Source organism: Pseudomonas sp. NFACC37-1, assembly GCF_900101575.1.
In the GTDB taxonomy this organism is placed as follows: Bacteria; Pseudomonadota; Gammaproteobacteria; order Pseudomonadales; family Pseudomonadaceae; genus Aquipseudomonas; species Aquipseudomonas fluorescens_AA.
The window spans coordinates 87441-114357 of record NZ_FMUZ01000018.1 but is presented as its reverse complement, the minus strand read 5'-3'; the positions used below and the strand labels follow the sequence as shown (position 1 = coordinate 114357).

At 62.6% G+C, this 26917-nt stretch carries 23 protein-coding genes; 8 read left to right on the top strand and 15 right to left on the bottom strand.

The features are described from left to right. Positions 1 to 109 precede the first annotated feature (109 nt). Positions 110 to 565 carry a hypothetical protein gene (locus BLP82_RS18915; RefSeq protein WP_092171453.1) on the bottom strand — a complete coding sequence of 152 codons (456 nt, stop codon included), beginning with the start codon at positions 563 to 565 and terminating at the stop codon, positions 110 to 112. A 376-nt stretch (positions 566 to 941) separates the two neighbouring features. On the opposite strand from BLP82_RS18915, the gene BLP82_RS18910 reads away from it, so the two are divergent. Continuing rightward, complete coding sequence (locus BLP82_RS18910) at positions 942 to 3017, top strand: AsmA family protein (protein ID WP_092171449.1); 2076 nt, start codon at positions 942 to 944, stop codon at positions 3015 to 3017. 130 nt (positions 3018 to 3147) lie between these two features. Here BLP82_RS18910 and BLP82_RS18905 read toward each other — a convergent pair whose 3' ends face one another. After that, on the bottom strand, positions 3148 to 3678 hold the full coding sequence (locus tag BLP82_RS18905; RefSeq protein WP_092171445.1) for a ferritin-like domain-containing protein: 531 nt from the start codon (positions 3676 to 3678) through the stop codon (positions 3148 to 3150). 143 nt (positions 3679 to 3821) lie between these two features. Then, entirely contained in the window at positions 3822 to 4742 is a 921-nt protein-coding gene (locus tag BLP82_RS18900; RefSeq protein ID WP_092171440.1) for a LysR substrate-binding domain-containing protein, read from the bottom strand. A gap of 136 nt (positions 4743 to 4878) precedes the next feature. On the opposite strand from BLP82_RS18900, the gene BLP82_RS18895 reads away from it, so the two are divergent. The 4 genes from BLP82_RS18895 to BLP82_RS18880 all read left to right on the top strand — a co-directional run bounded on the left by BLP82_RS18895 (position 4879) and on the right by BLP82_RS18880 (position 8258). Further along, the gene (locus BLP82_RS18895; RefSeq protein ID WP_092171436.1) at positions 4879 to 5517 is read left to right on the top strand and encodes an FMN-dependent NADH-azoreductase; all 639 of its coding nucleotides are present in this window, start codon (positions 4879 to 4881) and stop codon (positions 5515 to 5517) included. Positions 5518 to 5642: 125 nt separating this feature from the next. Further along, positions 5643 to 6533, top strand: a complete 891-nt coding sequence (locus BLP82_RS18890) for an esterase/lipase family protein (protein ID WP_092171432.1) — start codon at positions 5643 to 5645, stop codon at positions 6531 to 6533. Positions 6534 to 6731: 198 nt separating this feature from the next. Continuing rightward, entirely contained in the window at positions 6732 to 7013 is a 282-nt protein-coding gene (locus BLP82_RS18885; RefSeq protein WP_092147012.1) for a PsiF family protein, read from the top strand. A 231-nt stretch (positions 7014 to 7244) separates the two neighbouring features. Continuing rightward, positions 7245 to 8258: an AI-2E family transporter gene (locus BLP82_RS18880; RefSeq protein ID WP_092171427.1), complete on the top strand. Its 1014-nt coding sequence runs from the start codon at positions 7245 to 7247 to the stop codon at positions 8256 to 8258. Between the two features lie 103 nt (positions 8259 to 8361). Here the strand turns inward: BLP82_RS18880 and BLP82_RS18875 are convergent, their stop codons facing one another. Further along, complete coding sequence (locus BLP82_RS18875; RefSeq protein WP_092171423.1) at positions 8362 to 9627, bottom strand: Hsp70 family protein; 1266 nt, start codon at positions 9625 to 9627, stop codon at positions 8362 to 8364. Between the two features lie 296 nt (positions 9628 to 9923). On the opposite strand from BLP82_RS18875, the gene BLP82_RS18870 reads away from it, so the two are divergent. The 3 genes from BLP82_RS18870 (at position 9924) to BLP82_RS18860 (ending at position 16477) form a co-directional block, all read left to right on the top strand. Next, on the top strand, positions 9924 to 10865 hold the full coding sequence (locus BLP82_RS18870; protein WP_092171419.1) for a DnaJ C-terminal domain-containing protein: 942 nt from the start codon (positions 9924 to 9926) through the stop codon (positions 10863 to 10865). Positions 10866 to 11040: 175 nt separating this feature from the next. Further along, positions 11041 to 11340, top strand: a complete 300-nt coding sequence (locus BLP82_RS18865) for a chaperone modulator CbpM (protein WP_092171416.1) — start codon at positions 11041 to 11043, stop codon at positions 11338 to 11340. Positions 11341 to 11452: 112 nt separating this feature from the next. After that, the gene (locus BLP82_RS18860; protein WP_092171413.1) at positions 11453 to 16477 is read left to right on the top strand and encodes an NEL-type E3 ubiquitin ligase domain-containing protein; all 5025 of its coding nucleotides are present in this window, start codon (positions 11453 to 11455) and stop codon (positions 16475 to 16477) included. A 200-nt stretch (positions 16478 to 16677) separates the two neighbouring features. Here BLP82_RS18860 and ureC read toward each other — a convergent pair whose 3' ends face one another. The 11 genes from ureC to urtA form a co-directional block, all read right to left on the bottom strand. Beyond that, the gene (gene ureC, locus BLP82_RS18855; protein WP_060743085.1) at positions 16678 to 18378 is read right to left on the bottom strand and encodes an urease subunit alpha; all 1701 of its coding nucleotides are present in this window, start codon (positions 18376 to 18378) and stop codon (positions 16678 to 16680) included. A gap of 124 nt (positions 18379 to 18502) precedes the next feature. Continuing rightward, positions 18503 to 18811, bottom strand: coding sequence for an urease subunit beta (locus BLP82_RS18850; RefSeq protein WP_092171409.1), 309 nt, complete (start codon positions 18809 to 18811; stop codon positions 18503 to 18505). Then, positions 18808 to 19341: a GNAT family N-acetyltransferase gene (locus tag BLP82_RS18845; RefSeq protein WP_092171405.1), complete on the bottom strand. Its 534-nt coding sequence runs from the start codon at positions 19339 to 19341 to the stop codon at positions 18808 to 18810. Before BLP82_RS18845 ends, BLP82_RS18850 begins: the two co-directional genes overlap by 4 nt. Positions 19342 to 19348: 7 nt before the next feature. Continuing rightward, positions 19349 to 19882 (bottom strand): GNAT family N-acetyltransferase, encoded by a 534-nt coding sequence (locus BLP82_RS18840; protein WP_092171402.1) that lies wholly within the window; start codon positions 19880 to 19882, stop codon positions 19349 to 19351. A gap of 9 nt (positions 19883 to 19891) precedes the next feature. Further along, positions 19892 to 20194 (bottom strand): urease subunit gamma, encoded by a 303-nt coding sequence (ureA, locus tag BLP82_RS18835; protein WP_003197350.1) that lies wholly within the window; start codon positions 20192 to 20194, stop codon positions 19892 to 19894. A 150-nt stretch (positions 20195 to 20344) separates the two neighbouring features. Further along, on the bottom strand, positions 20345 to 21196 hold the full coding sequence (locus tag BLP82_RS18830) for an urease accessory protein UreD (RefSeq protein ID WP_092171398.1): 852 nt from the start codon (positions 21194 to 21196) through the stop codon (positions 20345 to 20347). 30 nt (positions 21197 to 21226) lie between these two features. After that, entirely contained in the window at positions 21227 to 21925 is a 699-nt protein-coding gene (gene urtE, locus BLP82_RS18825; protein WP_092171393.1) for an urea ABC transporter ATP-binding subunit UrtE, read from the bottom strand. A 111-nt stretch (positions 21926 to 22036) separates the two neighbouring features. Then, positions 22037 to 22897 carry an urea ABC transporter ATP-binding protein UrtD gene (gene urtD / locus BLP82_RS18820; RefSeq protein ID WP_092171388.1) on the bottom strand — a complete coding sequence of 287 codons (861 nt, stop codon included), beginning with the start codon at positions 22895 to 22897 and terminating at the stop codon, positions 22037 to 22039. Next, positions 22897 to 23973: an urea ABC transporter permease subunit UrtC gene (gene urtC, locus BLP82_RS18815; RefSeq protein ID WP_092171384.1), complete on the bottom strand. Its 1077-nt coding sequence runs from the start codon at positions 23971 to 23973 to the stop codon at positions 22897 to 22899. Before urtC ends, urtD begins: the two co-directional genes overlap by 1 nt. After that, entirely contained in the window at positions 23973 to 25475 is a 1503-nt protein-coding gene (gene urtB, locus BLP82_RS18810; RefSeq protein WP_092171379.1) for an urea ABC transporter permease subunit UrtB, read from the bottom strand. Before urtB ends, urtC begins: the two co-directional genes overlap by 1 nt. 161 nt (positions 25476 to 25636) lie before the next feature. Then, positions 25637 to 26902 carry an urea ABC transporter substrate-binding protein gene (gene urtA / locus BLP82_RS18805; protein ID WP_025211599.1) on the bottom strand — a complete coding sequence of 422 codons (1266 nt, stop codon included), beginning with the start codon at positions 26900 to 26902 and terminating at the stop codon, positions 25637 to 25639. Positions 26903 to 26917: the final 15 nt, after the last annotated feature.

Genomic DNA, 26917 nt, shown 5'->3' with positions numbered 1-26917 from the left:
GCTTTGCCGACGTCGAACGGTAGAGAGGGGGCGGGCGGGAAAAACGAGGGGTTTGAAAAGTCAAAAGCCCGATTGCAGGAATCGGGCTTTTTTCTGGGCCACCATGGGCTCAGCTCACTGCGCTGTTGCGTTCGATCACGCGATCACCACCGCCTTCGGCCACGGTATCGCCCATTTTAGTGCGAGAAGAACCGTCTTCGGCGAGGGTCTGGCCTGGGGTGCGGTCGGAACCGTCGGCTGCCAAGGTCTGGCCTGGGGTGCGGTCGGAACCGTCGGCTGCCAAGGTCTGGCCTGGGGTGCGGTCGGAACCGTCGGCTGCCAAGGTTTGGCCTGGGGTGCGGTCGGAGCCATCAGCTGCAACGGTATCGCTTTGCTTGGTGCGGTCATAACCGTCTTCAACCAGACCTTTTTGTTCCAGACGATCACGGCCACCTTCGGCAACAGTCTGGCTGTAGACAGAATGGCTGTCCTTGACCTGTGGCGTGGCTTGTTCGGAGGCTGGCAGCGCGAAGGCGGTAGAGGCCAGCAGTGAAAGGGACAGGCTCATCAGTAATTGGCGTTTCATGATCGTTGCTCCTTGGGAGGGCGATAAAGTGGGTACGAGGGCAATGCTACTCTCGATAAGTCGATATAAAAGTTCATAAACGCAATGGTAATAATCAACAGAATTGATTGTTCGGGGCGAAGGCTCTAGAACGGGCGTTTCCGAGGTGTTGTTTTGCACCGCAGTGGGTATTTTGTACCCATCACTGCCTCGCAAATGGGCGGCCGCGGTAACGGTTTTTTGGCTGTTCGGTCAGGATCCCGGGATTTTTTGTGCCGTTCATCGGCACCTGTTGGCGGTTCTACCAGTCCAACGCTTCATGGCGAACCGTCTACAGGTTCGTGTTTCCCAAGGCGTCGCGGTAGCGGACGCTGACTTGTCATCAGGAGTTTTGTGCATGACGCGCACCTCGAAAATCCTCGCCTGGAGCTTTGCCAGCCTTATTGTCCTGCTGGCGGTGCTGGTCCTGGTCCTCGCTTTCTTCGACTGGAACCGCATCAAGCCCCCACTCAATGCCAAGGTTTCCGAGGAGTTGCATCGGCCTTTCGCCATCAACGGCAACCTGGCGGTGGTCTGGCAGCGCGAACCGGAGGAAGGTGGCTGGCGCGCCTGGTTGCCGTGGCCCCATGTGGTGGCCGAAGACTTGAGCCTGGGTAACCCGGACTGGTCGAAAACCCCGCAAATGGTCACCCTCAAGCGTGTCGAGCTACGTGTTTCGCCCTTGGCCTTGCTGGCCCGGCGAGTGGCGATTCCGCGCATCGACCTGACGGAGCCCAACGCCAACCTGCAACGCCTGGCGGACGGTCGCGCCAACTGGACCTTCCAGTTCGACCCTAAGGACCCGGACGCCGAGCCGTCCAGCTGGGTGGTGGACATTGGCGCCATCGGCTTCGACAAGGGCCATGTCACCCTCGACGATCAGACACTCAAGACCCGCCTGGACCTGTTGATCGATCCGTTGGGCAAACCCATTCCGTTCAGTGAGATTGTGGGCGACAAGGCCGCCAAAAAAGCCCAGGACCAAGGCGCGACGCCGCAGGACTACGCGTTTGCCTTCAAGGTCAACGGGCAGTATCACGGGCAAAACCTGACGGGCTCCGGCAAGGTCGGTGGCTTGCTGGCCTTGCAGGATGCGTCACAACCCTTTCCGCTCCAGGCCCAGGCGAAGATCGGCGACACTCGCGTCGAACTGGCTGGCACTCTCACCGACCCGCTGAACCTCGGGGCCCTGGACTTGCGCCTGAAACTGGCCGGCAAAAGCCTCGCTCATCTTTACCCGCTGACCGGCGTGACCTTGCCGGATTCGCCACCTTACGCCACCGATGGCCGCTTGATTGCCAAGCTTCATGAGCCGGGTGGGGCGCTGTTCCGCTACGAGGCGTTCAACGGCAAGATCGGCGACAGCGATATCCATGGCGACCTGGCCTATGTCGCCAGCCAACCGCGGCCGAAACTCAGTGGTGCGCTGGTCTCCAATCAACTGCTGTTCAGCGACCTGGCACCGCTGATCGGTGCGGACTCCAATGCCGAGCAAAAGGCCCGGGGCGGCGCCAGCAAACAGCCAGCCGACAAGGTCTTGCCCGTGGAAGAGTTTCGCACCGAGCGCTGGAGCGTGATGGACGCCGATGTGGAGTTCACCGGCAAGCGCATCGTTCACAGCGAGCAGTTGCCGTTCAGCGATCTTTATACCCACCTGGTGCTCAATGATGGGCAGTTGAGCCTGGAACCCTTGCGCTTCGGCGTGGCCGGTGGCCGCCTCGATGCGCAGATCCGCCTCAACGGGCACACCCAGCCCCTTGAAGGCCAGGCGAAGCTGACGGCGCGGGGGTTCAAGCTCAAGCAACTGTTCCCCGGTTTTGAACCGATGAAAACCAGTTTCGGCGAATTGAACGGCGATGCTGACATCGCGGGGCGCGGCAATTCTGTGGCGGCACTGCTGGGCACGGCCAATGGCACGCTGAAAATGCTCATCAACGATGGCGCCATCAGTCGGGAATTGATGGAACTGGCAGGACTGAACGTCGGCAACTACGTGGTGGGAAAAATCTTTGGCGACAAAGAAGTGAAGATCAACTGCGCGGCGGCGGACTTCGACATCAAGACGGGCCTGGCGACCACGCGCCTGTTCGTGTTCGACACGGAGAACGCGATCATCTACATCGATGGCACGGCGAACATGGCGAGCGAACAACTGGACCTGACCGTCACCCCCGAGTCCAAGGGCTGGCGTCTGATTTCCCTGCGCTCGCCGTTGTACGTGCGCGGCCCGTTCGCCAAGCCCGCCGCTGGCGTCAAGGCCGTGCCCCTGATGCTGCGCGGTGCCGGGATGGTGGCGTTGGGCGTGATCGCCGCGCCGGCGGCCGGGTTGCTGGCGCTGGTGGCGCCCAGTGGTGGTGAGCCGAACCAGTGCGCGCCGCTGCTGGAGCAGATGAAGGCGGGCAAGGCGCCGGTGACGGTCAAGCCTACCCGGTAGCCCGGTTGTGCGGTGAGGTGGCTGGCCTCATCGCGAGCAAGCTCGCTCCCACAGGGGACCGCATTCCGTCTGAAAGAATGCGGTCAAAATGTGGGAGCGAGCTTGCTCGCGATTGGGGCCCTGAAGGCTATTACAGATCGGCCAGGATGTCGGCCATATCATCGGCATGTTCTTCTTCCTGAGCCAGGATGTCTTCGAAGATGCGCCGGGTGGTCGGGTCTTTTTCGCCGATGTACTGGATGATTTCCCGGTAGCTGTCGATGGCGATCCGTTCGGCCACCAGGTCCTCGTACACCATTTCCTTGAGGGTGTTGCCCGCGACGTACTGTGCGTGGGAATTGCGGGTCAACAGGTCGGGGTTGAACTCCGGCTCGCCCCCCAACTGCACGATGCGCTCGGCGAGTTTATCGGCGTGTTCGGCTTCCTGGTTCGCGTGTTCGAGGAACTCACTGGCCGCCACGCTGGCCTTGAGGCCGGTGGCCATGAAGTAGTGACGCTTGTAGCGCAGCACGCAGACCAGTTCGGTGGCCAGCGCTTCGTTGAGCAGGCGGATGACTTCCTGCCGATCGGCGCCGTAGCCTTCGGTCACTGCGCCGTTCTGCACGTTCTGCCGCGCACGTTCGCGCAGGGTGGTTACATCGGATAAGTGCATGTCGCTCATCTCGTTCTCCTGGAGGCTGATCCGGTTGGAGCGTCACGCTCTGCTGGCGCGATCACTTCTTAGGTGGAGTGAGGAACGAGGCAAAAAGTTTAATGAAATGTGTCAGTGCAATTCCCATGGGGAGGCGCAGCCTTCGGCAGCTCCTACGCCTGCGACATCGCAAGCACCGACGGAAATCCGGACAGCCGCGCTTCCTCTCCCAGCCACTGGAAAAATGCCCGCACCGGCGGATGGCGTTCACGGCCCGGGACGCACAGGGCGCTGTAGCTGGCGCCGTTGACCTGGACGTCCGGGCGATAGCCCACCAGCAACCCGCTGGCGATGCTTTCCGACGCCAGGATATTACTCGCCAACACCAGGCCCTGCCCGGCGATTGCCGCTTGCAAGGCGTAATGCTCCTCGTCGTACTCGCGCATGCACGGCTGTCGGGTGAGCCAGGTTTCCCCAGCCTGGGCGCACCAGGCATCCCAGCCATGGGCGTAGAGTTTGGAGTTGTACCAGCGCACGCTGATCAGCGTCGGCGGTTGCCGGGCTGCCAGGGCCACTTGTTCAGGTGAGCCGTAGGCCCCGAAGCTTTCATCGAACAGGCACATGCCGTACAGGTTCGGGTAGGCCTCCAGGCTGTAGCGCACCACCAGGTCGACGCTGGCGTCCTGGTGCAGGTCGATCACTTCGCAATGGGTGTCCAGGCGCACATTGATGTTCGGGTGGCGCGCATAAAAGCGTCCCAGGCGAGGCACCAGCCACAGGGCGGCAAACGCGGCGGTGGTGGACAGGGTCAGGTGGGTGTTGCTGCGTTGCGGGCGCAGGGTGTCGACGCTTTGCGCCACCTCCAGCAAGGCCCCGTGCAGGCTGTGGAACAAGCGTTGCCCACCTTCGGTGAGGCGTACCTGGCGTGGCAGGCGGTCGAACAGTATCAGCCCCAGCCAGCTCTCCAGCGCTCGAATCTGGTGGGAGACCGCGGTCGGCGTCACCGACAACTCCGCCGCGGCCGCCTTGAAACTGAGCAGCCGCGCGGCGGACTCGAAGGCGCGCAATGCGTTGAGCGGCAGGTTGGCGAACATTTGAATTCTCCTGGAGTGCAATGGATGAAATTAACTCATCCAGATGAACTAGCGCTCATTTGTCTGAAGGCAGCTCTGAGCTTCAAGCTGCAAGGCACAAGCAATGTTAATTGTAGCCGCATGAAAGGAGATTCAGATGAGCAAGATTCTTGTAGTGCATGGTAGTCCTCGGGGCGAGCGTTCTCATTCCCGGCGCCTGGCCGAGACCTTTGTCTCGGCGTGGCAGGCCGCCCATCCGCAACCCCACGTGACCCGTCGTGAAGTCGGACGCACGGTGATTGCGCCGGTCAACGAAGCCTTTATCGCCGCGGCGTTCTACCCCGAGCCCCAGGCTCGACCGTTGATCATGCAAGCGGACCTGGCCCTGAGCGATGCCTTGGTCGAGGAGCTGCAAGCCCATGACCGACTGGTGATCTCTGCGCCCATGCACAACTTCAGCGTGCCCAGCGGCGTGAAGGCCTGGATCGACCAGATCGTGCGCATCGGGTTGACGTTCAACCACAGCCTGGACAACGGCGTGTCGCATTACGAGCCGCTGGTGTTGGGCAAGAAAGCGCTGATCGTGACCAGCCGCGGCGATTTCGGTTTTGGCCCCGGCGGCCCGTTGGAGAGCATGAACCACGCCGACACGCTGTTGCACACCGTGCTGGGGTTTATCGGCATCACCGATGTGACGGTGGTGGCGGCCGAAGGCGAGGAGTCGGCCGAGCGCAGTTTTGCGTTGTCTTGTGCCGAGGCCGAGGAGCGTCTGCTCGCGCTGGCGCGGACCTTTTGAAGCGGCCCAGCGGGTGCAAGCGCCCTCGCCATGGACGCCTGCACGTACTTGAAGTGACACGGGTGTCATAGACGGGTCATCATCGGTACCGATGCTGATCACCTCTTGATCACAAGGATGTCGCCATGTCGCAACGTTGCGCCACTCGTTACCCGCTGGTACTGGTCCCGGGCATGTTCGGGTTCATACGCCTGGTGCTGTATCCGTATTGGTATGGGATCGTCTCGGCGTTGCGTCGCGGTGGGGCCGTGGCGGTGGCGGTGAAGGTGTCGCCGTTGCATTCGTCCGAGGTACGTGGCGAGCAGTTGCTGGCATTGATCGATGACATCCTGCGGCAAACCGGTGCGCAGAAGGTCAACCTGATCGGCCACAGCCAGGGCAGCCTCACCGCCCGTTATGCCGCCGCCAAACGCCCGGACCTGGTGGCGTCGGTCACGTCGGTGGCCGGCCCCAACCATGGCTCCGAACTGGCCGATTACCTGCAGGCCCACTACCCGGCCGACAGTGCCAAGGGGCGTGTGCTCAGTGCCGTGCTGTGCCTGATCAACGCCCTGATGAGCCTGCTGGACACCGGCTATCGCGGGCCGAAACTGCCAGTGGACATCCATGCTTCCCACGCCTCCCTGACCACCGCCGGGGTGGCGCTGTTCAATCAAGGTTATCCACAGGGCCTGCCGGTTACCTGGGGCGGCCACGGGCCGGAAGAGGTCAATGGTGTGCGCTATTACTCGTGGTCCGGCACCTTGCAGCCGGGCAAGACCGATAAAGGGCGCAATCTGTTCGACGGCACCAACCGCACTTGCCGTTTGTTTGCCCGCACCTTTGTCAGGGAAGCGGGGCAGTGTGACGGTTTGGTCGGCCGCTACAGCTCACACCTGGGCACGGTCATCGGCGATGACTATCCGCTGGACCACTTCGACATCGTCAACCAGTCGCTGGGGCTGGTGGGCAAGGGGGCCGAGCCGGTCCGGTTGTTTGTCGAGCATGCGCAGCGGTTGAAGGCCGCCGGGGTGTAGGGTTTCGGATCGAGTTGTCCGCCATCGCGAGCAAGCTCGCTCCCACAGGGATTTGCAGCGTTCGGCCCATTGTGGGAGCGAGCTTGCTCGCGATGGCGATAGACCCGGCACAGGAGATCCAACGGATGAAGGTGTAACAGGCGTTGTCTACACTGCATTTCATCGCCGTACCCTCGTGCGGCAGCCAGGAGAAACCCCATGAAGATGCTTCGTGTGCCTTTATTGATGATCGGTTTGCTGCTGTGTTCCCAGGGCTTCGCCGAGACGGCGCAGCAGACCAAGATGACCACCTGCAACGCCGACGCCACTGCCAAGGCCCTCAAGGGCGACGAGCGCAAGGCGTTCATGAGCACCTGCCTCAAGGCTGCGCCGAGCACCCCGCAGGAACGCATGAAGACTTGTAACGCCACGGCCACCACCCAGGCCCTGAAGGGTGATGCCCGCAAGGCGTTCATGAGTGAGTGCCTGAAGAAAAAATAACGGTTGGGTGTTCTTCAACCTTTGATGCCCTATCGCGAGCAAGCTCGCTCACACCGTGGATTTGTGTTGCCCGGTTCGTGGTGGGAGCGAGCTTGCTCGCGATGGGGGCGGCACAGCACCGCAAAAAAAACACCTGAACCCTGTCCAGGATCGGCCGATACAATGTCTAGTGCTGTTGGTGGATCGCTGGCAGACTGCCGATCCTTTCACGCCGTTTTGTCCTGAGGCTGTATGCCAACGTTTTCTCAGCGTCATGTGTTGTTGGTGATCAGTTGGGTGATCATTTTTGGTGGGTTGTTGCTGGTGCTGCCGCTGCGCCTGTTGCCGAGCCTGCTGGCCGGGCTGTTGGTGTTCGAGCTGGTCAACATGCTCACCCCGCAGTTGCAGCGCCTGATCGAAGGCCGCCGCGCCCGCTGGCTGGCGGTGGCATTGCTGGGCACGCTGGTGGTCAGTGTGCTGACGCTGATCTTCGCCGGAGCCTTCAGTTTCCTGCTCCATGAAGCGGAAAACCCCGGGGCCTCCCTGGACAAGTTCATGGCGGTGGTCGACCGCGCCCGTGGGCAATTGCCGCCGTTCATCGACGCCTACCTGCCGGCCAGCGCCGCCGAGTTCCGGGTGGCGATTGGTGACTGGGTGAGCAAGCACCTGAGCGACCTGCAACTGGTGGGCAAGGACGCGGCCCACATGTTTGTGACGTTGCTGATCGGCATGGTGCTGGGGGCTATCGTTGCCCTGCAGCGCATTCCCGACCTGACCAAGCGCAAGCCCCTGGCCGCGGCGCTGTTCGATCGCCTGAACCTGTTGGTCAAGGCGTTTCGCAACATCGTCTTCGCCCAGATCAAGATTTCCCTGCTCAACACTTTCTTCACCGGGATTTTCCTGGCGGTGGTGCTGCCGTTGTTCGGCATCCATCTACCGTTGACCAAGACCCTGATCGTGATGACGTTCCTGCTGGGGTTGCTGCCGGTCATTGGCAACCTGATGTCCAACACCCTGATCACCATCGTCGCCTTGTCGTTGTCGATCTGGGTGGCGGTTGCCGCGCTGGGTTACCTGATCGTGATCCACAAGCTTGAGTACTTCCTCAATGCCCGTATCGTCGGCGGGCAGATCAGCGCCAAGTCCTGGGAGCTGCTCATGGCGATGCTGGTGTTCGAAGCCGCGTTCGGGTTGCCGGGAGTGGTGGCGGGGCCGATTTACTATGCGTATCTCAAGAGTGAGTTGAAGCAGGTGGGGATGGTTTAGGAGCAGCGGCAAGTTTCCAGCTGCAAGCTACAAGTAGAAGCCAACCTGCTTTCACTTGCCGCTTGAAGCTTGAAGCTTGAAGCTTGAAGCTTGAAGCTGCTTCTCACCCATACCGCTTCATCGCCTCGATCGCCAGCCCGCTGCCAATGCTGCCGAAGATATTGCCTTCCACATGCCGCGCCTGGGGCAGCATCGCCGAGACGCTGTTGCGCAGCGCCGGGATGCCGCTGGAACCGCCGGTGAAGAACACCGTGTCGACCTGATCGACCCGCACGTCGGCATCGCCCAGCAACTGCGTGACGCTGCCGCGCACCCGCTCCAGCAAGCCGTCGATGGCCGACTCGAACAACGCTCGGCTCAGTTCCACGCTCAGGCCCGGCTCGATCCGGTCCAGGAGCAAATGACGCTGGTCGGTGTGGGTCAGCTCGATCTTGGTTTCTTCCACTTCCATCGCCAGCCAATGCCCGGCGCGCTGTTCGATCAACTTGAACAGCCGGTCGATGCCGCCGGTGTCTTCGATGTCGTAGCGCATGCTGCCCAGGGCCAGGGTGGACTTTTGCGAGTACACCGCGTTGATGGTGTGCCAGGTCGCCAGGTTCATGTGATGGCTGGTGGGCATGTAGGCGCCGCTTTTCATGCGGCTGCCGTAGCCGAACAGCGGCATCAGGCCGGCCAGGGAAAGTTGCTTGTCGAAATCGGTCCCGCCGATGTGCACGCCACCGGTGGCGAGGATGTCGGCGTGGCGGTTGTCGTGGGTACGGCGCTCGGGGGAGAGGCGCACCAGGGAGAAGTCCGAAGTACCGCCGCCGATGTCGACGATCAGCACCAGCTCTTCTTTCTCGATGGTCGATTCATAATCGAAGGCCGCCGCGATGGGCTCGTACTGGAACGAAACCTCCTTGAAGCCGATGGCGCGGGCGACGTCCACCAGGGTGTTTTCCGCTTCCTGGTCGGCCATTTCATCGTCATCGACGAAAAACACCGGGCGCCCCAGTACCACTTCTTCGAATTCCCGACCGGCGGTGGCTTCGGCGCGTTTCTTCAACTGGCCGATGAACAGCCCGAGCAAATCCTTGAACGGCATGGCCGTGCCCAACACGCTGGTGTCGTGCTTGATCAGCTTGGAGCCCAGCAAGCTCTTGAGCGAGCGCATCAGCCGGCCTTCGTAGCCTTCCAGGTATTCGTGCAGGGCCAGGCGGCCATACACCGGGCGGCGTTCCTCGAGATTGAAAAAGACCACCGAGGGCAGGGTGATCTTGTCGTCCTCCAGCGCGATCAACGTTTCCATGCCGGGGCGCAGCCAGCCGACGGTGGAGTTGGACGTGCCAAAGTCGATGCCGCAGGCACGGGCCGGGGATGCGTTTTTCATGTGTTTCGGGTTCCAGTTGAAAAAACGGCCGCGCAGTGTATGCCAGTGCGGCGCGGATTCGAAGGCCGGTTATCTGTTAATTCGCAATCACAGGCCTTGAAAGACGCCCTTATACCCCCAAACTTGCTGGCATGAGCCTGGTAGCCACAAGGCGGTACAAGAACCGCCACCGACTGCCGATAAACTTCTGCTGCACTGCCCGGTCACAAACCTTGAGATCGGTCAAACCCCAGGACTTGTATCACGAGCATGCTGCGGGTGGTGGTGCGATATCGATAACGGATGGTGATCCTTCGATGGACTTCAAAGACTATTACAAGATTCTGGGTGTGGAGCCGACGGCCGACGACGCCACGATCAAGGCCGCCTATCGAAAACTGGCGCGCAAGTACCACCCGGATGTGAGCAAGGAAAAGGACGCCGAGACCAAGTTCAAGGATGTCTCCGAAGCCTATGAGGCGCTGAAAAGCGCCGACAAGCGCGCCGAGTACGACGACCTGCGCCGCTATGGCCAGCACGGCCAGCCGTTCCAGGGGCCGCCGGGTTGGCAGAGCCGTGGCGGTTTTGGCGGTGGCCAGGACGCCGGCGACTTCTCGGATTTCTTCAGTTCGATCTTCGGTAATCGTGGGTCGGGTTTTGGTGGCGGACAGTCAGGTCGCAGCGCCGGCCGTCGGGGGCAAGACGTGGAAATGGAGTTACCGATCTTCCTGGAAGAGACCCTGTCGAGCGAGTCGAAGAAAGTCAGCTTCCAGGTGCCGCAATACAACGCGGCCGGCCAGCACGTGAGCAATACCAGTAAAAGCCTGAACGTGAAGATCCCGCTGGGCGTGACCGACGGCGAACGTATCCGCCTCAAGGGCCAGGGCGCGCCGGGTGTCGGTGGTGGCGCCAACGGCGACTTGTACCTGACCATTCGTTTCGCGCCGCACCCCAAGTTCGACGTCGAAGGCCAGGACCTGATCATCACCTTGCCCCTGGCACCGTGGGAATTGGCGCTGGGTACCGAAGTGGCGGTGCCGACCCTGACCGGCAAGATCAACCTCAAGGTCCCGGCCGGCAGCCAGAACGGTCAGCGCATGCGCGCCAAGGGCCACGGCCTGCGCAACAAGGCCGGCGAGCGCGGCTACCTGTTCGTGCAGCTCAAGGCCGTGATGCCCAAGGCCAACGATGAGGCGGTCAAGGCACTGTGGGCAGAGCTGGCGAAGAAAGCGGCGTTCGATCCGCGGGAGAATTTCTGACAGCGGCCAGTCTTTGTTGGTAGGAGCGTAGGAGCTGACGAGTGAAACGAGGCTGCGATCTCTTGATCTTTCGCTCTAGACTCAATGTGGGGTGGAAAGATCGCAGCCTCGTTTCACTCGTCAGCTCCTACGTTCTTGCACCCCTACACAGTTAAGGCATTGGGAGAAGCAGACCATGAACAACCCGATCATTGAACTGACCCTGACGGAATTCTGCGAGGCTGCCGCGTTGGCGGATGTCCATGTGATCGAGATCGTCGCCCACGGCATCCTCGAACCCCACGGCGCGGCTCCTGCGGATTGGCGTTTTACCGACTACGAACTGGTCCTGGCCCGCCGCGCGGCCAAGTTGCGCCGCGAGCTGGAACTGGAATGGGAAGGCGTCGCCCTGGCGTTGGACCTGCTGGAGGAAGTCCAGCAGCTGCGGGCCGAGAATCGTCGGCTGCGCCAGCAATTGGGCCGTTGGGTGGGATGACCGTGGCGGTTCGTATCCGTCATGTCTTGTCGAAAAAGCAATAAATAGTTACCGCACGCCTCGGCGGCACATTGGTTAGGCTCGGGTTTTCCATCGTCAAGGATGACCCGATATGCCAGGCTTCACTCCCCGTCTCGCCACTCCCCAAGGCGAGCATTTCGACCTGCTCAAAGCCCGCATTCCCGGCTGGTACAGCGGGGCCATCGTGCAGCGCCAGCAGGAACTGAGCGACCATGAACTGACGCTTCCGCACTGGTATGCGAAAGCCTCTCCCGACCTCTGGAACAGCCTCAAGGACAGTCATTCCCGCTACCGCGAACGCCTGAACCAGGTCGACAACCGGCTGGGCAATATCCAGGACATCCGCGCCTTTGCCGAACCCTTGCTCGAGCAGGCGCTCCTGGATGAGTTCAACCTCACGCTGAACGTCAACGAGGTGTATTTCGTCCGCAAGTACGAGCGCAAGACCCGCGATGATCTTTTTGGGGCGCTGGTCCTGGACAGCGAGGGCGGTCACTTCGCTCGCTACGAATATCGTGGCACCTCATTGCTGGAGGCGGCGCTGGCCAATTTCGCGCCGGAGGAAGCGCGCAAGCCCGCCTGCACCGATTGCAGCCTCATTACCACGGTGCGTCCGTCCCAAGGCGGCGCAGTGGTGCCTTTCATCGACGCCGTTCGCGCAGGCGCGTTGCCGATTGCCCCGCAAGCCTTCGCCAAGTTGTGCCGCACCCTGGACCTGGGGCGCCAGTATCAGGAGCACATCAACGCTGTCCTGCGGCCCGACGACAGCAAGATATACAACCCGTTGGATCATTCACTGGAGGAGCATCACCGGCAGGGCCTGGCGCTGAACATCGAGATCGCCTGGGCCAAGGCCGACATCAGTCCGGCGGTCTACGCGATGTTGCAGCAGGTGATCGACGGTGCCAGAAACGTCACCCTCGATGGCCAGGCCGTGACCTTCACCTCCTTGAAAGTGTTCGACATCGACCTGGTCGGCCCGCTGTTGATCGGCCCCGACCTTGAAAACAGTCGCCGGGTGGTGCCGGTCGTGGCCTACCTTCCGGGGGATCCCGAGCATCCCCTGAAAGCCTATGCCTCCAGCGCCGACTTCATGGCCGAACTGCGGCGACGCTTGCACGGTAGCGCCTACCGCCGCTTCTTCAGCCGTTTCGTGCCGCTGCGTCAGCAAGGGGTGTTTTTCCGGCAGTTCAAGCACTTCTATCAAATCTCCCCGACGGCCGATGACCAGGCCGATTACCCACTCAAATCGTCGTTGCGCAACCTGCCCATGGCCACGGCGCCGATTCCCGGCGACCTGTGGGGCTCGCTGCGCTTGCGGCAGATCGAGAAGATCCAGGCTGACGCGCGCGCGGTGGCGGTGCCTACCGGTGATGAAGACCAGAAAGCCCGCCTGGCGCGCCTGGACAGTTACCTGGACGCGGTGGTCGACGTGTTCAACATGGCGGCGTTCGTCGTGCCAGGATTGGGGCCGCTGATGTTGACGGTCGGGGCCGTGCAGATGTTCAACGAGGCCTTTGAAGGCATCGAAGCGTTCGAGCGTGGGGAGACCCGGGAAATGTGGGCGCATTTTTCCAGCGTGGCCCTCAACACGGCCTTCGTCGCCACCGGTGCGGCGGTGCTGCCGCACATTCGATGGTCGGGCGCGGTGGATCAGCTTGAGCCGGTGCAATTGGCCAACGGCGAATCGCGTCTGTGGCGCCCCGACCTGAGCGTTTATCAAAGTGAGCTGGCGCTTCCCCCGGCGTCGAGTCCGGATACCCGGGGCCTGTATCGGATCGACGACCGGCAGGTTCTGCCGCTGGGTGACCGATATTATGAAGTGCAGCAGGACCCGCAGACCCTTCGCTATCGCATTCGTCATCCATCCCGTCCGCAGGCCTACCAGCCCGAGCTGACGGACAACGGCAACGGTGCCTGGCACCACGAACTGGAACAACCGCGCACCTGGGAAGGCCTGACGCTGATGCGGCGCCTGGGCCACGGCGTCAAGGACTTCAGCGATACCGAACTGGAGCAGATCCGCCTCGCCAGCGCGACCCCGCAGGACGTGCTGCGACGGGTGCATGTCGAGGGCGAGCCGGTGCCGGCGTTGCTGGCCGACACTTTGGATCGTTTCGACCTTTGCCGACAAATCGACACGTTCATCGGGCAACTGCAAAGCGAGGAGCCGCTGGGTCATGACTTGGCCGAGCCGATGTTGCACCTGCTGACCCAATATGGCCCGTGGCCAAGAGGGCTGAAGCTGAAGGTCGTCGACGGCGCCGGGCGGACGCGCTGGGAATACGTCCGGCCCTCGGAAGGCGAGACCTCGTTTCGTGAAGCCAGCCTGACCGAGGCCAAGGTCCGCACACCTTCGTTGTTGAAGAACCTGATCGAAGCGGTGGATGCCGCAGGCGCCGACCTGTTGGCCACGGCGAGCCCGCCGATTGCGAAAACCAACATGGATGCTCGCGTCCGGCACCTGCGCCAGGCACTCGCCGAAGCGGCCGTAAATGAAAAGGTGCAGTTGCTCAACGATTACTACGCTATGGACGAAACGAGAGGTGACCCCCATGTCACGCTGATCAAGTCCCGCTTTCCCTCGGTTCCGGCAAAGGCGATCGAGCAGATCATCACCCTGGCCGGTACCGAAGAGTTGCAGCAAATGGCCGCCTGGGATTTCGACGAGGCCAGCCAGACCAAGCCCATCCCGCTGCGCATCGCCGAAGAGCTGCGTCATTATCAGCGCAGGGTGCGTTTGAACCGAGCCTACGAAGGCCTGTATCAGGACGCCTTGGCCACGGCGGACACGCCTCGATTGGTGTTGGCGACCCTGGAAACCTTGCCTGGCTGGAGCGACACGGTGCGCATCGAATTGCGCGAGGCCGATGTGTCCGGCGCCTTGATCGACAGCATCGGGCCGCAAAATGCGCCGCAGACCAAGGTCGTGGTCAAGGACGATGATCTCTACCAGGCCTTTGACGACAGCGGCAATGAGTTGAGCCATTGGGGCAGCGTCTTCGATGCCTTGCAGCATGCCCTGCCGGATGCCGAACGCCGGGCCATGGCTCGGCCCTCGATCCATCACGGCGACCGGTTGAGAGAGGCCATCGGCGCTTCGCCAGTGGACCGGGATGTGCTGGCGAGCCGCTTGAAGATGCCCGCGCTCAAGCCCGCCTTCCAATCACCGATGCGCCTGGCTTCGGGCAAAGTCGGCTACCCCTTGGGTGGACTGCGGGATTGGTTGCGCCTGGGCCGCTCGCCGGAGAGTCGGGTGCAGGAGTTGTACCCGAGCTACACGGCGGAGCAGACCGAGGCGCTGTTGCGATCACTGGGCAATGGCGCGGTGAGGGAACTCAAGCGACGTAAAGTCGAGTTGAAAATGCTGCGTCGGGATCTGGACCGCTGGGTCGCTACCCTCGGATGGCGTCACGTGGGTAATAGCTATCAGCAAGTACCGGCAGGGATCAGGCAGGCGGTGGCCGAACAAATCGAGCGCTGCTGGAGGCGTCAGACCCGGGTCGTTGCAGGGGCCGATGGCCGCCGGCTCGGGTATGAGCTTGATTTGAGCAGATTGAACATCGGCGCGTTGCCGGAGCTGACGGCCGACTTCAGCCATGTGGGTGTGCTCAAGATGTCTGACATGGGCCTGACGCTGTACTACTGCGACATCTTCCTCAGCAGGTTCTCTTCCCTCAAGCGCTTGGAAATGCCCAGGAACAGGCTGATGGATATTCCCGGAACCCTGGAGGGGATGCGAAATCTGGAGACGCTTCGACTGGCGAATAACCAGATCGGCCTGACACGGCGTAGCGTTGAAATCCTGCAAAGCCTTGGCCGGCTGAAAAATCTCGACCTGGATAACAACTTGCTGCTGCGCCTGCCGGACTTCAGCAGGCTACCTGACCTGGAACGATTGCACCTGAAGAACACCGGGATCACTGCCTGGCCCACCGGCCTGCGCGACCAACCGCTGGAGCTGATCGACTTGCGCGACAACGGCTTGGCCCAGGTGCCGGATCACCTGCTCGACCCGCCCGCCGAGCGTGCCCATGCTACCGCACGCCTCAATCGGGTGACGTTGTTGCAGGGCAACCCGTTGAGCGAGGGGGTCCAGCAGCGCATGCGTGATTATTGGGCGACGGTCTTGCAGACGCGTCCTGAATGGGCGGTCCTGCGTTTGCCCGAGGCGTTTGGGTTTTCAGCGCCGGTCGGGCCGGCGAATATGCAGCAATGGCTGCGCGACCTGCCTGCGGGCCAACTGGCGGAAAAAAGAGCCTTGTGGCAAAGCCTGGCGGATGAGCAGCACTCGGGAGAGTTTTTTGAGTTGTTGCATCGGTTGGCTAACTCTTACCAGGGGCTGGAAGATTATCCGGACCTCCAGGCCCGCGTCTGGCAGATGCTCGAGGCGATGGGCAACGCCACCGACTTGCGTCATGAGCTGTTCGACCTGGCCGGCCGACCGGCCTGTGAAGATCGCGCAGCCTTGTCGTTCAGCTACCTGGAAATCCGCTTGATGATCCATAACGCCAGGGCCTTGGCGGTTGGAAAGGATGAGGCGGCAACACTGGTCCAGCTGGCCAAGGGGCTGTTTCGCCTCGATGAGGTAGAGCGTATTGCCCTGCAGGATATCCAGCGGCGCCGTGATGCGATCAATGCCCGCACCGACCTGACCAACGATGAAAAGCGCGAAAACCTGGCGCTGATAGAAGAAGTCGAGGTCCGTCTGGCTTACCGTGTGGGGCTCAAGGATCGACTGGGGCTACCGGGGCAACCCGCCGGCGGGGCTTTTCTCACGCTGGGAGATGTCACCCCTGGAATGCTCGATGCTGCTGCCAATGAGGTGCTGGCGCTGGACGATTCCCCCCAGCAGTTTCAGTCGCTGGTGGGCCGGGATTTCTGGATCGATTATTTGAAGCAGGCCCATGGGCCCTCCTTCCAGGCGCTGAACGACACCCTTATCGCCAACCAGATCGAGCTGGATGAAGCGAAGGCCTCCGGGACCCTGGAGGAAGCCGACTACATCAGCCAGTCCGAGGCGTTGGGCCTGCAACACAAGATCAAGGAAGCGGAGCTGGTCCAGTCGTTGACGCGAACCGAGCTGGAGCAGTTGCCAGGCAGTACCGACCTGTAGGCTGACCCTTTCAGGCAATGAAAACCGTGGCGAGTACGCGTGCTCCCGCCGAATAGGAGCCGTAGGAGCTGTCGAGTGCAACGAGGCTGCGATCTTTCCCCAAACGCTTGAGTCCCAAGCGAAAGATCAAAAGATCGCAGCCTTCGGCAGCTCCTACGGTCCAGCGGGAGCAGCGCCCTCGCCACAGGAACCGCGCCGGTTCAAAACAGGAAATAACGCTGCGCCATCGGCAGCACTTCAGCCGGTTCGCACCACAGCAACACGCCGTCGGCCTTGACCTGGTAAGTCTGCGGATCGACGTCGATGCTCGGCAGGTAGTCGTTGTGGATCAGGTCGGTCTTCTGCACGTCGCGGCAGCCTTTGACCACGGCGATTCTCTTCTTCAGCCCCAGTTGTTCCGGCAACCCGGCCTCGGCGGCGGCCTGGCTGATGAAGGTCAGGCTGGTGGCATGCCGTGAGCCGCCGTAACTGGCGAACATCGGTCGGTAGTGCACCGGTTGTGGCGTCGGGATCGAGGCGTTGGCGTCGCCCATCAGGCTGGCGGCAATCGCTCCGCCCTTGAGGATCAGCGTCGGCTTGACGCCGAAGAACGCCGGGCGCCACAGCACCAGGTCGGCCCACTTGCCCACTTCGATGGAGCCCACTTCATGGCTGATGCCGTGGGTGATCGCCGGGTTGATGGTGTACTTGGCGATGTAGCGCTTGATGCGGAAATTGTCGTTGCCTTCGCCGTCGCCGGGTAGGGCGCCGCGTTGTTTTTTCATCTTGTCGGCGGTCTGCCAGGTGCGGGTGATGACTTCGCCGACGCGGCCCATGGCCTGGCTGTCGGAGCTGATCATCGAGAAGGCGCCGAGGTCGTGGAGAATGTCTTCGGCGGCGATGGTCTCGCGGCGGATGCGGCTTTCGGCGAAGGCCACGTCTTCGGCAATGCTCGGGTCCAGGTGATGGCAGACCATCAACATGTCCAGGTGCTCGTCGATGGTATTGCGGGTGAACGGCCGGGTCGGGTTGGTGGAACTGGGCAATACGTTGGGAAAACCGCAGGCCTTGATGATGTCCGGCGCATGGCCGCCACCGGCGCCTTCGGTGTGGTAGGTGTGGATGGTGCGGCCCTTGAACGCGGCGAGGGTGGTTTCCACGAAACCCGACTCGTTGAGGGTGTCGGTGTGGATCGCCACCTGCACATCGTACTGGTCGGCCACGCTCAGGCAGTTGTCGATGGCCGCGGGCGTGGTGCCCCAGTCTTCGTGCAGCTTCAGGCCGATGGCCCCGGCCTTGACCTGCTCGATCAACGGCTCCGGCAGGCTGGCGTTGCCCTTGCCGGTGAAGCCGATATTCATTGGGAAGGCATCGGCGGCCTGGAGCATGCGCGCCAGGTGCCACGGCCCGGAGGTGCACGTGGTGGCGTTGGTCCCGGTGGCCGGGCCCGTGCCGCCGCCGATCATGGTGGTGACGCCGCTCATCAGCGCTTCTTCGATCTGCTGGGGGCAGATGAAGTGGATGTGGGTGTCGATGCCGCCGGCCGTGAGGATCATGCCTTCGCCGGCGATCACTTCGGTGCTGGCGCCGATGGCGATGGTCACGTCGGGCTGGATGTCTGGGTTGCCGGCCTTGCCGATGGCGGCGATGCGCCCGTCCTTGAGGCCGACATCGGCCTTGACGATGCCCCAGTGGTCGATGATCAGTGCGTTGGTGATCAAGGTGTCGACGACCTCGGCGGCCAACAGTTGGCTCTGGCCCATGCCGTCGCGAATCACCTTGCCACCGCCGAACTTCACTTCTTCACCGTAGGTGGTGAAGTCTTTTTCCACTTCGATCCACAACTCGGTGTCGGCCAGGCGGACCTTGTCGCCGACGGTGGGGCCGAACATGTCGGCATATGCCTGACGACTGATTTTCATTTCTTCGGTCCTCGGAACTGAGCTGCGAGCTTCAAGCTGCAAGCCTCAAGTAAAAACAAAGTTAGGGGGGAGCGCCGCAAACTGCTTTTTCTTGCAGCTTGCAGCTCGAGTCTTGCAGCTGAAGTCAATCCAGGTCGCCCATGACTCGTCCCGCGAACCCGTAAACTCGCCGCAACCCAGCCAGATCGACAAGCTCGACTTCCCGACTCTGGCCCGGTTCGAAACGCACCGCGGTGCCGGCCGGGATGTTCAGGCGCATGCCACGGCTGGCGGCGCGGTCGAAGGTCAAGGCGTCGTTGGTCTCGAAAAAGTGATAGTGCGAGCCGACCTGGATCGGTCGGTCGCCGCTGTTGGCGACGTTCAGCGTGAGCGTGCGGCGACCGACGTTGAGTTCGATGTCGCCGGGCTGGACCTGGTATTGCCCTGGAATCATTGCGGTTGCCCCAAAATCTTGTAGTAAATGGCGGTCGGGGTGTAGGTCCCGTCCGGGCTCTGGCAGTAGTCGGGCAGTTCACCGACGCGGGTGTAGCCCATGGCGCGGTAGAAGGCCTCGGCCTCGGAACCGGCCTCGGTGTCGAGGTACAACAGGCCACGCTTGTGCTGGCGGGCGCCAAGTTCCAGGGCGCTCATCAATTGCTGGCCCAGCCCGCGGCGGCGAGCCTCACCGCGGACCAGCAGCTTCTGCACTTCGGCGCGGTTGAGGCCGTTGGGCTTCTGGCACAGGGCAAGCTGGACGCTGGCCTGTACCTGTTCATCCTTGACCACCACCCACAGCAGCAGGTGGCCCTGGTTGAGGCTTGCCTGGACCTCGTCGAAATGGGCGCGGGCCTGGACGGCATCGAGATCGGCCATGAACCCCACGCTGGCCCCGTAGCCGACGGCGTCGAGCAACAGATCGATCAGGCCCTGGCGATAATGCGCAAAGCTCTCGGCGTGGACCCGACGCAACTGGGCGGCGTTCATTGGCTTTTCACTCCTTGTTGATGGCAGGCGGTAACGCCCCGGGGTTGAGGTTCAACTGCATGAAGGTCAGGTCCAGCCAGCGGCCGAACTTGGTCCCCACCTCGGGCATCTGCCCGGTGATCACGAAACCGGCCCGCTCGTGCAGGCGAATCGAGGCCGCGTTGCCACTTTCGATGGCCGCGACCATGACGTGTTTATCGCAGGCCCTGGCACGTTCGATCAGCGCGTCCATCAGCAGCGGGCCAAGGCCATTGCCGCGTTGATCGCTGCGTACGTACACCGAATGCTCCACGGTGTGGCGGAAACCGTCGAACGGCCGCCAGTCACCGAACGAAGCGTAGCCCAGCACGTTGTCTTCGGCGTCGACGGCCACCAGCACCGGGTAGCCCTGGGTCTGCCGGGCGCTGAACCAGGCCTGGCGATTGCCCAGGTCCACGGCTTGTTCGTTCCAGATCGCCGTGGTGTTGAGGACGGCGTCGTTGTAGATCTCGCGGATCGCCGGCAGGTCTGCGGCACGGGCGTCACGGACATGGGCTGTCATGAGGTGGCCTCAGGCGATGGGTTGGTGGACGGTGACCAGTTTGGTGCCGTCGGGAAACGTTGCTTCGACCTGGATCTCCGGGATCATTTCCGGGATGCCTTCCATCACCTGTTCGCGGCTCAACAGCGTGGTGCCGTAGTGCATCAGCTCGGCGACGGTCTGGCCGTCACGGGCGCCTTCCAGCAGCGCGGCGGAAATGTAGGCCATGGCCTCCGGGTAGTTGAGCTTCAAGCCCCGGGCCAACCGTCGTTCGGCGACGAGGCCGGCGGTGAAGATCAGCAGCTTGTCTTTTTCGCGTGGGGTCAGGTCCATGTGCAATCCATAAGGGCAGATAAAAAATTCGGGCTAAAACATGTCCCCCTGTGGGAGCGGGCTTGCTCGCGAATGCGGGCTCACATTCAACAGTTGAGTTGGCTGACACACCGCCTTCGCGAGCAAGCCCGCTCCCACAGAAAAGCCAATTCAAGTACTCCAGATTCTCGGGGGCATGGCCTCCCGACCGAGCAGCGCCGGGCGCAGAAGCCGCCACAATTCAATCAACCACCCCCGCGCCAGCAACGCCTCGCTCGCCAGGCACCGCGCCACGACCAGGCCGGGCAATTGGGTCAGGTCGCCGCGCACGGCATGGCCCAGGGAGCGGCAGTGTTCCAGCCGTTCGCTGTCGATCTCGCCGGTCACCAGCAACGTGGCAAACACCGGATCACCGCCCAGCCCGATGGGCGAGTCCAGCAGCCCATCACCGCCCACAATGCGCTGGCGCTCATGCCACAGCAACTGGCCGTCGCGGCGAATGTCCAGTCGCGATTGAAAGTGCCCCAGGTCGAACCGCTCGCCGCTGGCCGGTCGGCCGAGGGCGACCATGTCCCAGTAGAACAGGCGTGCGTCGCCCTGCAGGTCGATACTCGTGCCGAGTTCGGCCTGGGCCGCGCTGAAGACGATGGTTTCCTGGGGCAGCCATTCCAGGGTCGCGCCGGGGGCCACGCTCAGGGTCAACTGTTGGTACGCCGGCCCGGCAGCGCGGTACCACTTGGCCGCGCCGGGGCTGGTCAGTTGCGCCCAGGCGCCAGGGCCGACGTGGGCCGAGATGTCCAGCCGGTCACCGCCGGCAATCCCGCCGGGCGGGTGGACGATGATGTGCTGGCACACCTCGGGACCTTCGGCGTACAAGTGCTTCTGCACCCGCAACGGGCCTTTGTGGCGGCGCTGTACCGGGCGTGTGCACTCGCCGAAGCGGGCGTAGCCCAATTCCAGCTCGGCGTGCCAACTGGGGGTGAACAGGGCCGAAGGCGCCAATGAACAGACAGGTAGATTCATGATTTCTGATTATCGTCAGGACGCTACAGACTAGATCGTAACCAGCCCGCGCACACCCTCGGCTTCCATATTTTCTCCGCGCCCCTGCTGCACGATCTCACCCCGGGACATCACCAGGTACTGATCGGCCAGCTCGGCGGCGAAGTCGTAGAACTGCTCCACCAGCAAAATCGCCATGTCGCCCCGGGCCGCCAGCTTTTTGATCACCACGCCGATTTCCTTGATCACCGAGGGCTGGATGCCTTCGGTGGGCTCGTCGAGAATCAGCAGTCGCGGGCGACTGGCCAGGGCCCGGCCAATGGCGAGCTGCTGTTGCTGGCCGCCGGACAGGTCACCGCCACGGCGTTGTTTCATCTGCAGCAGCACCGGGAACAATTCGTAGATGAAGGCCGGCACTTCCTTGGCTTCGGCACCGGGAAAGCGCGACAGGCCCATCAGCAGGTTTTCTTCCACCGTCAGCCGTCCGAAAATTTCCCGGCCCTGGGGCACGTAGGCAATGCCGGCATGCACCCGTTGGTGCGGCTTGAACGCGGTGATGGCCTTGCCTTCCCAACTCACCGCGCCTTCCTTGGCCGGCAACAGGCCCATCAGGCATTTGAGCAGGGTGGTCTTGCCTACGCCGTTGCGCCCCAGCAGGCACGTCACTTCGCCGACCTTCACGTCGAACGACAGGCCGCGCAGGATGTGGCTACCGCCGTAGTACTGGTGGAGGTGTTGGACCTGTAGCATTTGAACTCCGTTTTTTAGAGCTTCAAGCGGCAAGCTTCAAGCTGCAAGTAAGAGCAGGATGGTGTGCGGCTTTTGCTTTCAACTTGCCGCTTGAAGCTTGCGGCTCGACGCTCACCTACCCAAATAAACCTCAATAACCCGCTCATCGGCCTGCACCTGTTCCAGCGACCCTTCGGCCAGCACGCTGCCCTGGTGCAGCACGGTGACGTGGTCGGCGATCGCGCCGACGAAGCCCATGTCGTGTTCCACCACCATCAGCGAATGCTTGCCCGCCAGGGACTTGAACAGCTCGGCGGTGAACTCGGTCTCGGCGTCGGTCATGCCCGCCACCGGTTCGTCGAGCAACAGCAATTGCGGGTCTTGCACCAGCAGCATGCCGATCTCCAGAAACTGCTTCTGCCCGTGGGACAGCAACCCGGCGGCGCGGTCGACTGACGTGGCAAGGCGGATGGTCTCGAGCACTTCGTCGATACGGTCGTGCTGCTCGCCAGTGAGTCTCGCCCGCAGGCTGGCCCACACCGATTTGTCGGTCTTGAGCGCCAGCTCCAGGTTCTCGAACACGCTCAGGGCTTCGAACACCGTGGGCTTCTGGAACTTGCGCCCGATGCCGGCCTGGGCGATCTGTACTTCGCTCATGCTCGTCAGGTCCAGGGTCTCGCCGAACCAGGCCTTGCCGTGGCTGGGCCGGGTCTTGCCGGTGATCACGTCCATCAGTGTGGTCTTGCCGGCGCCGTTGGGGCCGATGATGCAGCGCAACTCGCCGACGCCGATGTACAGGTTCAAATCGTTCAAGGCCTTGAAGCCATCGAAACTGACGCTGATGTCTTCCAGGGTCAGGATGGTGCCGTGGCGGGTGTTCAGGCCCACGCCGGCTGCCTGGCCGAGGCCGATGGCGTCGCGGCTGCTGCCTTGGTCCTTGTTGGGCTCCAGGATGGGTTCGAGCATGAAATCCGCCGTAGGTGTGATTCGCATCATTCGCTCCTTTTCTTCAGCAACCCGATCACACCCTTGGGCAGATACAGGGTCACGACGATGAACAGGGCGCCGAGGAAGAACAGCCAGTATTCAGGAAACGCCACGGTGAACCAGCTCTTCATGCCGTTCACGACCCCGGCGCCCAGCAACGGCCCGATCAACGTGCCGCGCCCGCCAAGGGCAACCCACACGGCGGCCTCGATGGAATTGGTCGGCGACATTTCGCTGGGGTTGATGATGCCCACCTGCGGCACGTACAACGCCCCGGCCAGGCCGCACAACACCGCGCTCAACACCCAGACGAACAGCTTGAAACCACGGGGATCGTAGCCGCAGAACATCAGGCGGTTTTCCGCGTCCCGCAGGGCGGTCAGTACCCGGCCGAACTTGCTGCGGGCCAGGCGCCAGCCGATGAACAGGCTCGCCAGCAGCAGCAACACCGTGGCGAAAAACAGCACCGCCCGGGTGCCGGGTTCGGTGATGCCGAAGCCCAGGATCGAGCGGAAATTGGTGAAGCCGTTGTTGCCGCCAAACCCGGTTTCGTTGCGGAAAAACAGGAGCATCCCGGCGAAGGTCAGGGCCTGGGTCATGATCGAGAAATACACGCCCTTGATCCGCGAGCGGAAGGCGAAGAAGCCGAACACCAGGGCCAGCAACCCCGGCGCCAGCACCACCAGGCACATCGCCCAGAGGAAACTGTCGGTGCCGGCCCAGTACCAAGGCAACTCGGTCCACGACAAGAAGGTCATGAACGCCGGCAAGCCATCCCCGGCGGCCTGGCGCATCAAGTACATGCCCATGGCGTAGCCGCCCAGGGCGAAGAACAGGCCGTGGCCCAGGGAGAGCAAGCCGGCGTAGCCCCAGACCAGGTCCAGTGCCAGGGCGACGATGGCGTAGCAGAGAATCTTGCCCACCAGGGTCAGGGTGTAGGCCGAGACGTGCAGCGGATTGTCCGCCGCCAGCAGCGACAGCAAGGGCAGGCTCAGCAGCACGGCCAGGATCAGCGCGCCGACGGCGAGGGTGACTTTGGGACCGGCCTTTTGCGTGGCCGTGAGCATCAGGGGCTGGTTCATCAGTCGATTACCCGTCCTTTGAGCGCGAAGAGGCCTTGCGGACGCTTCTGGATGAACAGAATGATCAGCGCGAGGATCAGGATCTTGCCGAGCACGGCGCCGATCTGCGGTTCGAGGATCTTGTTGGCGATGCCCAGGCCGAACGCGGCGAACACACTGCCGGCCAACTGGCCGACACCACCGAGCACCACCACCAGGAACGAGTCGATGATGTAGCTCTGGCCCAGGTCCGGGCCGACGTTGCCGATCTGGCTCAGGGCCACGCCTCCGAGCCCGGCGATGCCCGAGCCGAGGCCGAAGGCGAGCATGTCGACCCGGCCGGTGGGCACGCCGCAGCAGGCGGCCATGTTGCGGTTCTGGGTCACCGCGCGCACGTTCAGGCCCAGGCGCGTCTTGTTCAGCAGCAGCCAGGTCAGCACCACCACGAACAAGGCGAAGGCAATGATCACGATGCGGTTGTACGGCAGCACCAGGTTCGGCAACACCTGGATCCCGCCCGAGAGCCAGGCCGGGTTGGCGACTTCGACGTTCTGCGCACCGAACACCAGGCGCACCAGTTGGATCAGCATCAGGCTGATGCCCCAGGTGGCGAGCAGGGTTTCCAGCGGCCGCCCATAGAGGTGGCGAATCACCGTACGCTCCAGGGCCATGCCGATGGCCGCGGTGATGAAAAATGCCACCGGCAAGGCGATCAGCGGATAGAACTCGATGGCGTTCGGGGCGAAGCGCTGGAACAGCAACTGCACCACATAAGTGGAATAGGCGCCCAGCATGAGCATCTCGCCGTGGGCCATGTTGATCACCCCCAGCAGGCCGAAGGTAATCGCCAGGCCGAGGGCGGCGAGCAGCAGGATCGAGCCCAGGGACATGCCGCTGAAGGCCTGGCCCAGCAATTCGCCCACCAGGAGCTTGCGCTTGACCTGGCCCAGGCTGGTTTCAGCGGCGGTGCGCACGGCGGCATCGGTTTCGACGCCGGGTTCGAGCAGGCCTTCCAGGCGGGTGCGGGCCAGTGGATCGCCGGTTTCCCCCAACAGGCGGACGGCGGCCAGGCGCACGTTCGGGTTGGTGTCCACCAGTTGCAGGTTCGCCAGGGCCAGGCTCAGGGCGGCGTGTACGTTTTCGTCCTGCTCACCGGCCAGTTGCCGGTCGAGAAACGCCAGTTGCGCCGGGCGGGCACTTTTTTGCAGTTGCTGCGCGGCGGCCAGGCGTACGCGGGCATCGACGGCGAGCAGTTGATGGCTGGCCAGGGCGGTTTCGATCAGCCCCCGCAAGCGGTTGTTCAGGCGCAGGGTTTTTGGCTGGCCGTCGACGATCAACTGACCTTGTTGCAGGGCGTTGATCAGTTCGACACGTTCAGGCTCCGGCTGCGCGGCCCAGGTTTCCAGGAGTCTGGCCTGCTGGGTCGGGTTGGCGGCGACGAAGTCTTCGGCGTCGCCGGCGTGGGCCTCCAGTGGCAACAGCAGCACCAGGGCGAGGATGAGGCGGTAGAGGGCGGTGGGCATATGCTAGGCCTTGCGCAGTGCTTTTTTTGTGGGAGCGGGCTTGCTCGCGAATGCGGTGTGTCAGGCGACTCAAATGTTGAATATGAGTCCGCATTCGCGAGCAAGCCCGCTCCCACAAGGGTTGTGTGTCGGCCCGGGGATTGGGGCCGACACCCACGGGCTCAGTTGCTCTTCACCGCATAGTCAGGCTTCTTGTCGTTGCCGGCGATGAACGGGCTCCACGGTTGCGCGCGGATCGGGCCTTCGGTCTGCCAGACCACGTTGAACTGACCGTCGGCCTGGATCTCGCCGATCATCACCGGCTTGTGCAGGTGGTGGTTGGTCTTGTCCATGGTCAGGGTGTAGCCCGACGGTGCGGCGAAGGTCTGGCCGGCCAGGGCTTCGCGGACTTTGTCGACGTCGGTGGACTTGGCTTTCTCCACCGCTTGCGCCCACATGTGGATACCGACGTAGGTGGCTTCCATCGGGTCGTTGGTCACCGCTTTGTCGGCACCTGGCAGGTTCTTGGCCTTGGCGTAGGCTTTCCAGGAATCGACGAATTTCTTGTTCGCCGGGTTATCCACGGATTCGAAGTAGTTCCACGCCGCCAGGTTGCCCACCAGCGGCTTGGTGTCGATGCCGCGCAGTTCCTCTTCGCCCACCGAGAACGCCACGACCGGTACGTCGGTGGCCTTCAGGCCCTGGTTGGCCAGTTCTTTATAGAACGGCACGTTGGAGTCGCCATTGACCGTGGAGATGACCGCGGTCTTGCCACCGGCCGAGAACTTCTTGATGTTGGCCACGATGGTCTGGTAATCGCTGTGGCCGAACGGGGTGTAGACCTCTTCGATATCCTTGTCCGCCACCCCTTTGGAGTGCAGGAACGAACGCAGGATCTTGTTGGTGGTGCGCGGGTAGACGTAGTCGGTGCCCAGCAGGAAGTAGCGCTTGGCACTGCCGCCTTCTTCGCTCATCAGGTATTCCACCGCCGGAATCGCCTGCTGGTTCGGCGCGGCGCCGGTGTAGAACACGTTCGGCGACATCTCTTCGCCTTCGTATTGCACCGGGTAGAACAGCAGGCCGTTGAGTTCTTCGAACACCGGCAACACGGATTTACGCGACACCGATGTCCAGCAGCCGAACACCACGGCGACCTTGTCCTGGGTCAGCAGCTGACGGCCCTTTTCGGCGAACAGCGGCCAGTTCGACGCCGGGTCCACGACCACCGCTTCAAGCTTCTTGCCGTTCACACCACCCTTGGCGTTGATCTCGTCGATGGTCATCAGCGCCATGTCCTTGAGGGACGTCTCGGAGATCGCCATGGTGCCGGACAGCGAATGCAGGATGCCGACCTTGATGGTCTCGGCGGCCTGGACGGTCCAGGCCATGCCCATCGCGGCAATGCTTGCCGAGAGTGTAAAAGCCTTGATCAAGCTACGACGCTTCATTGTGCGATCTCCATG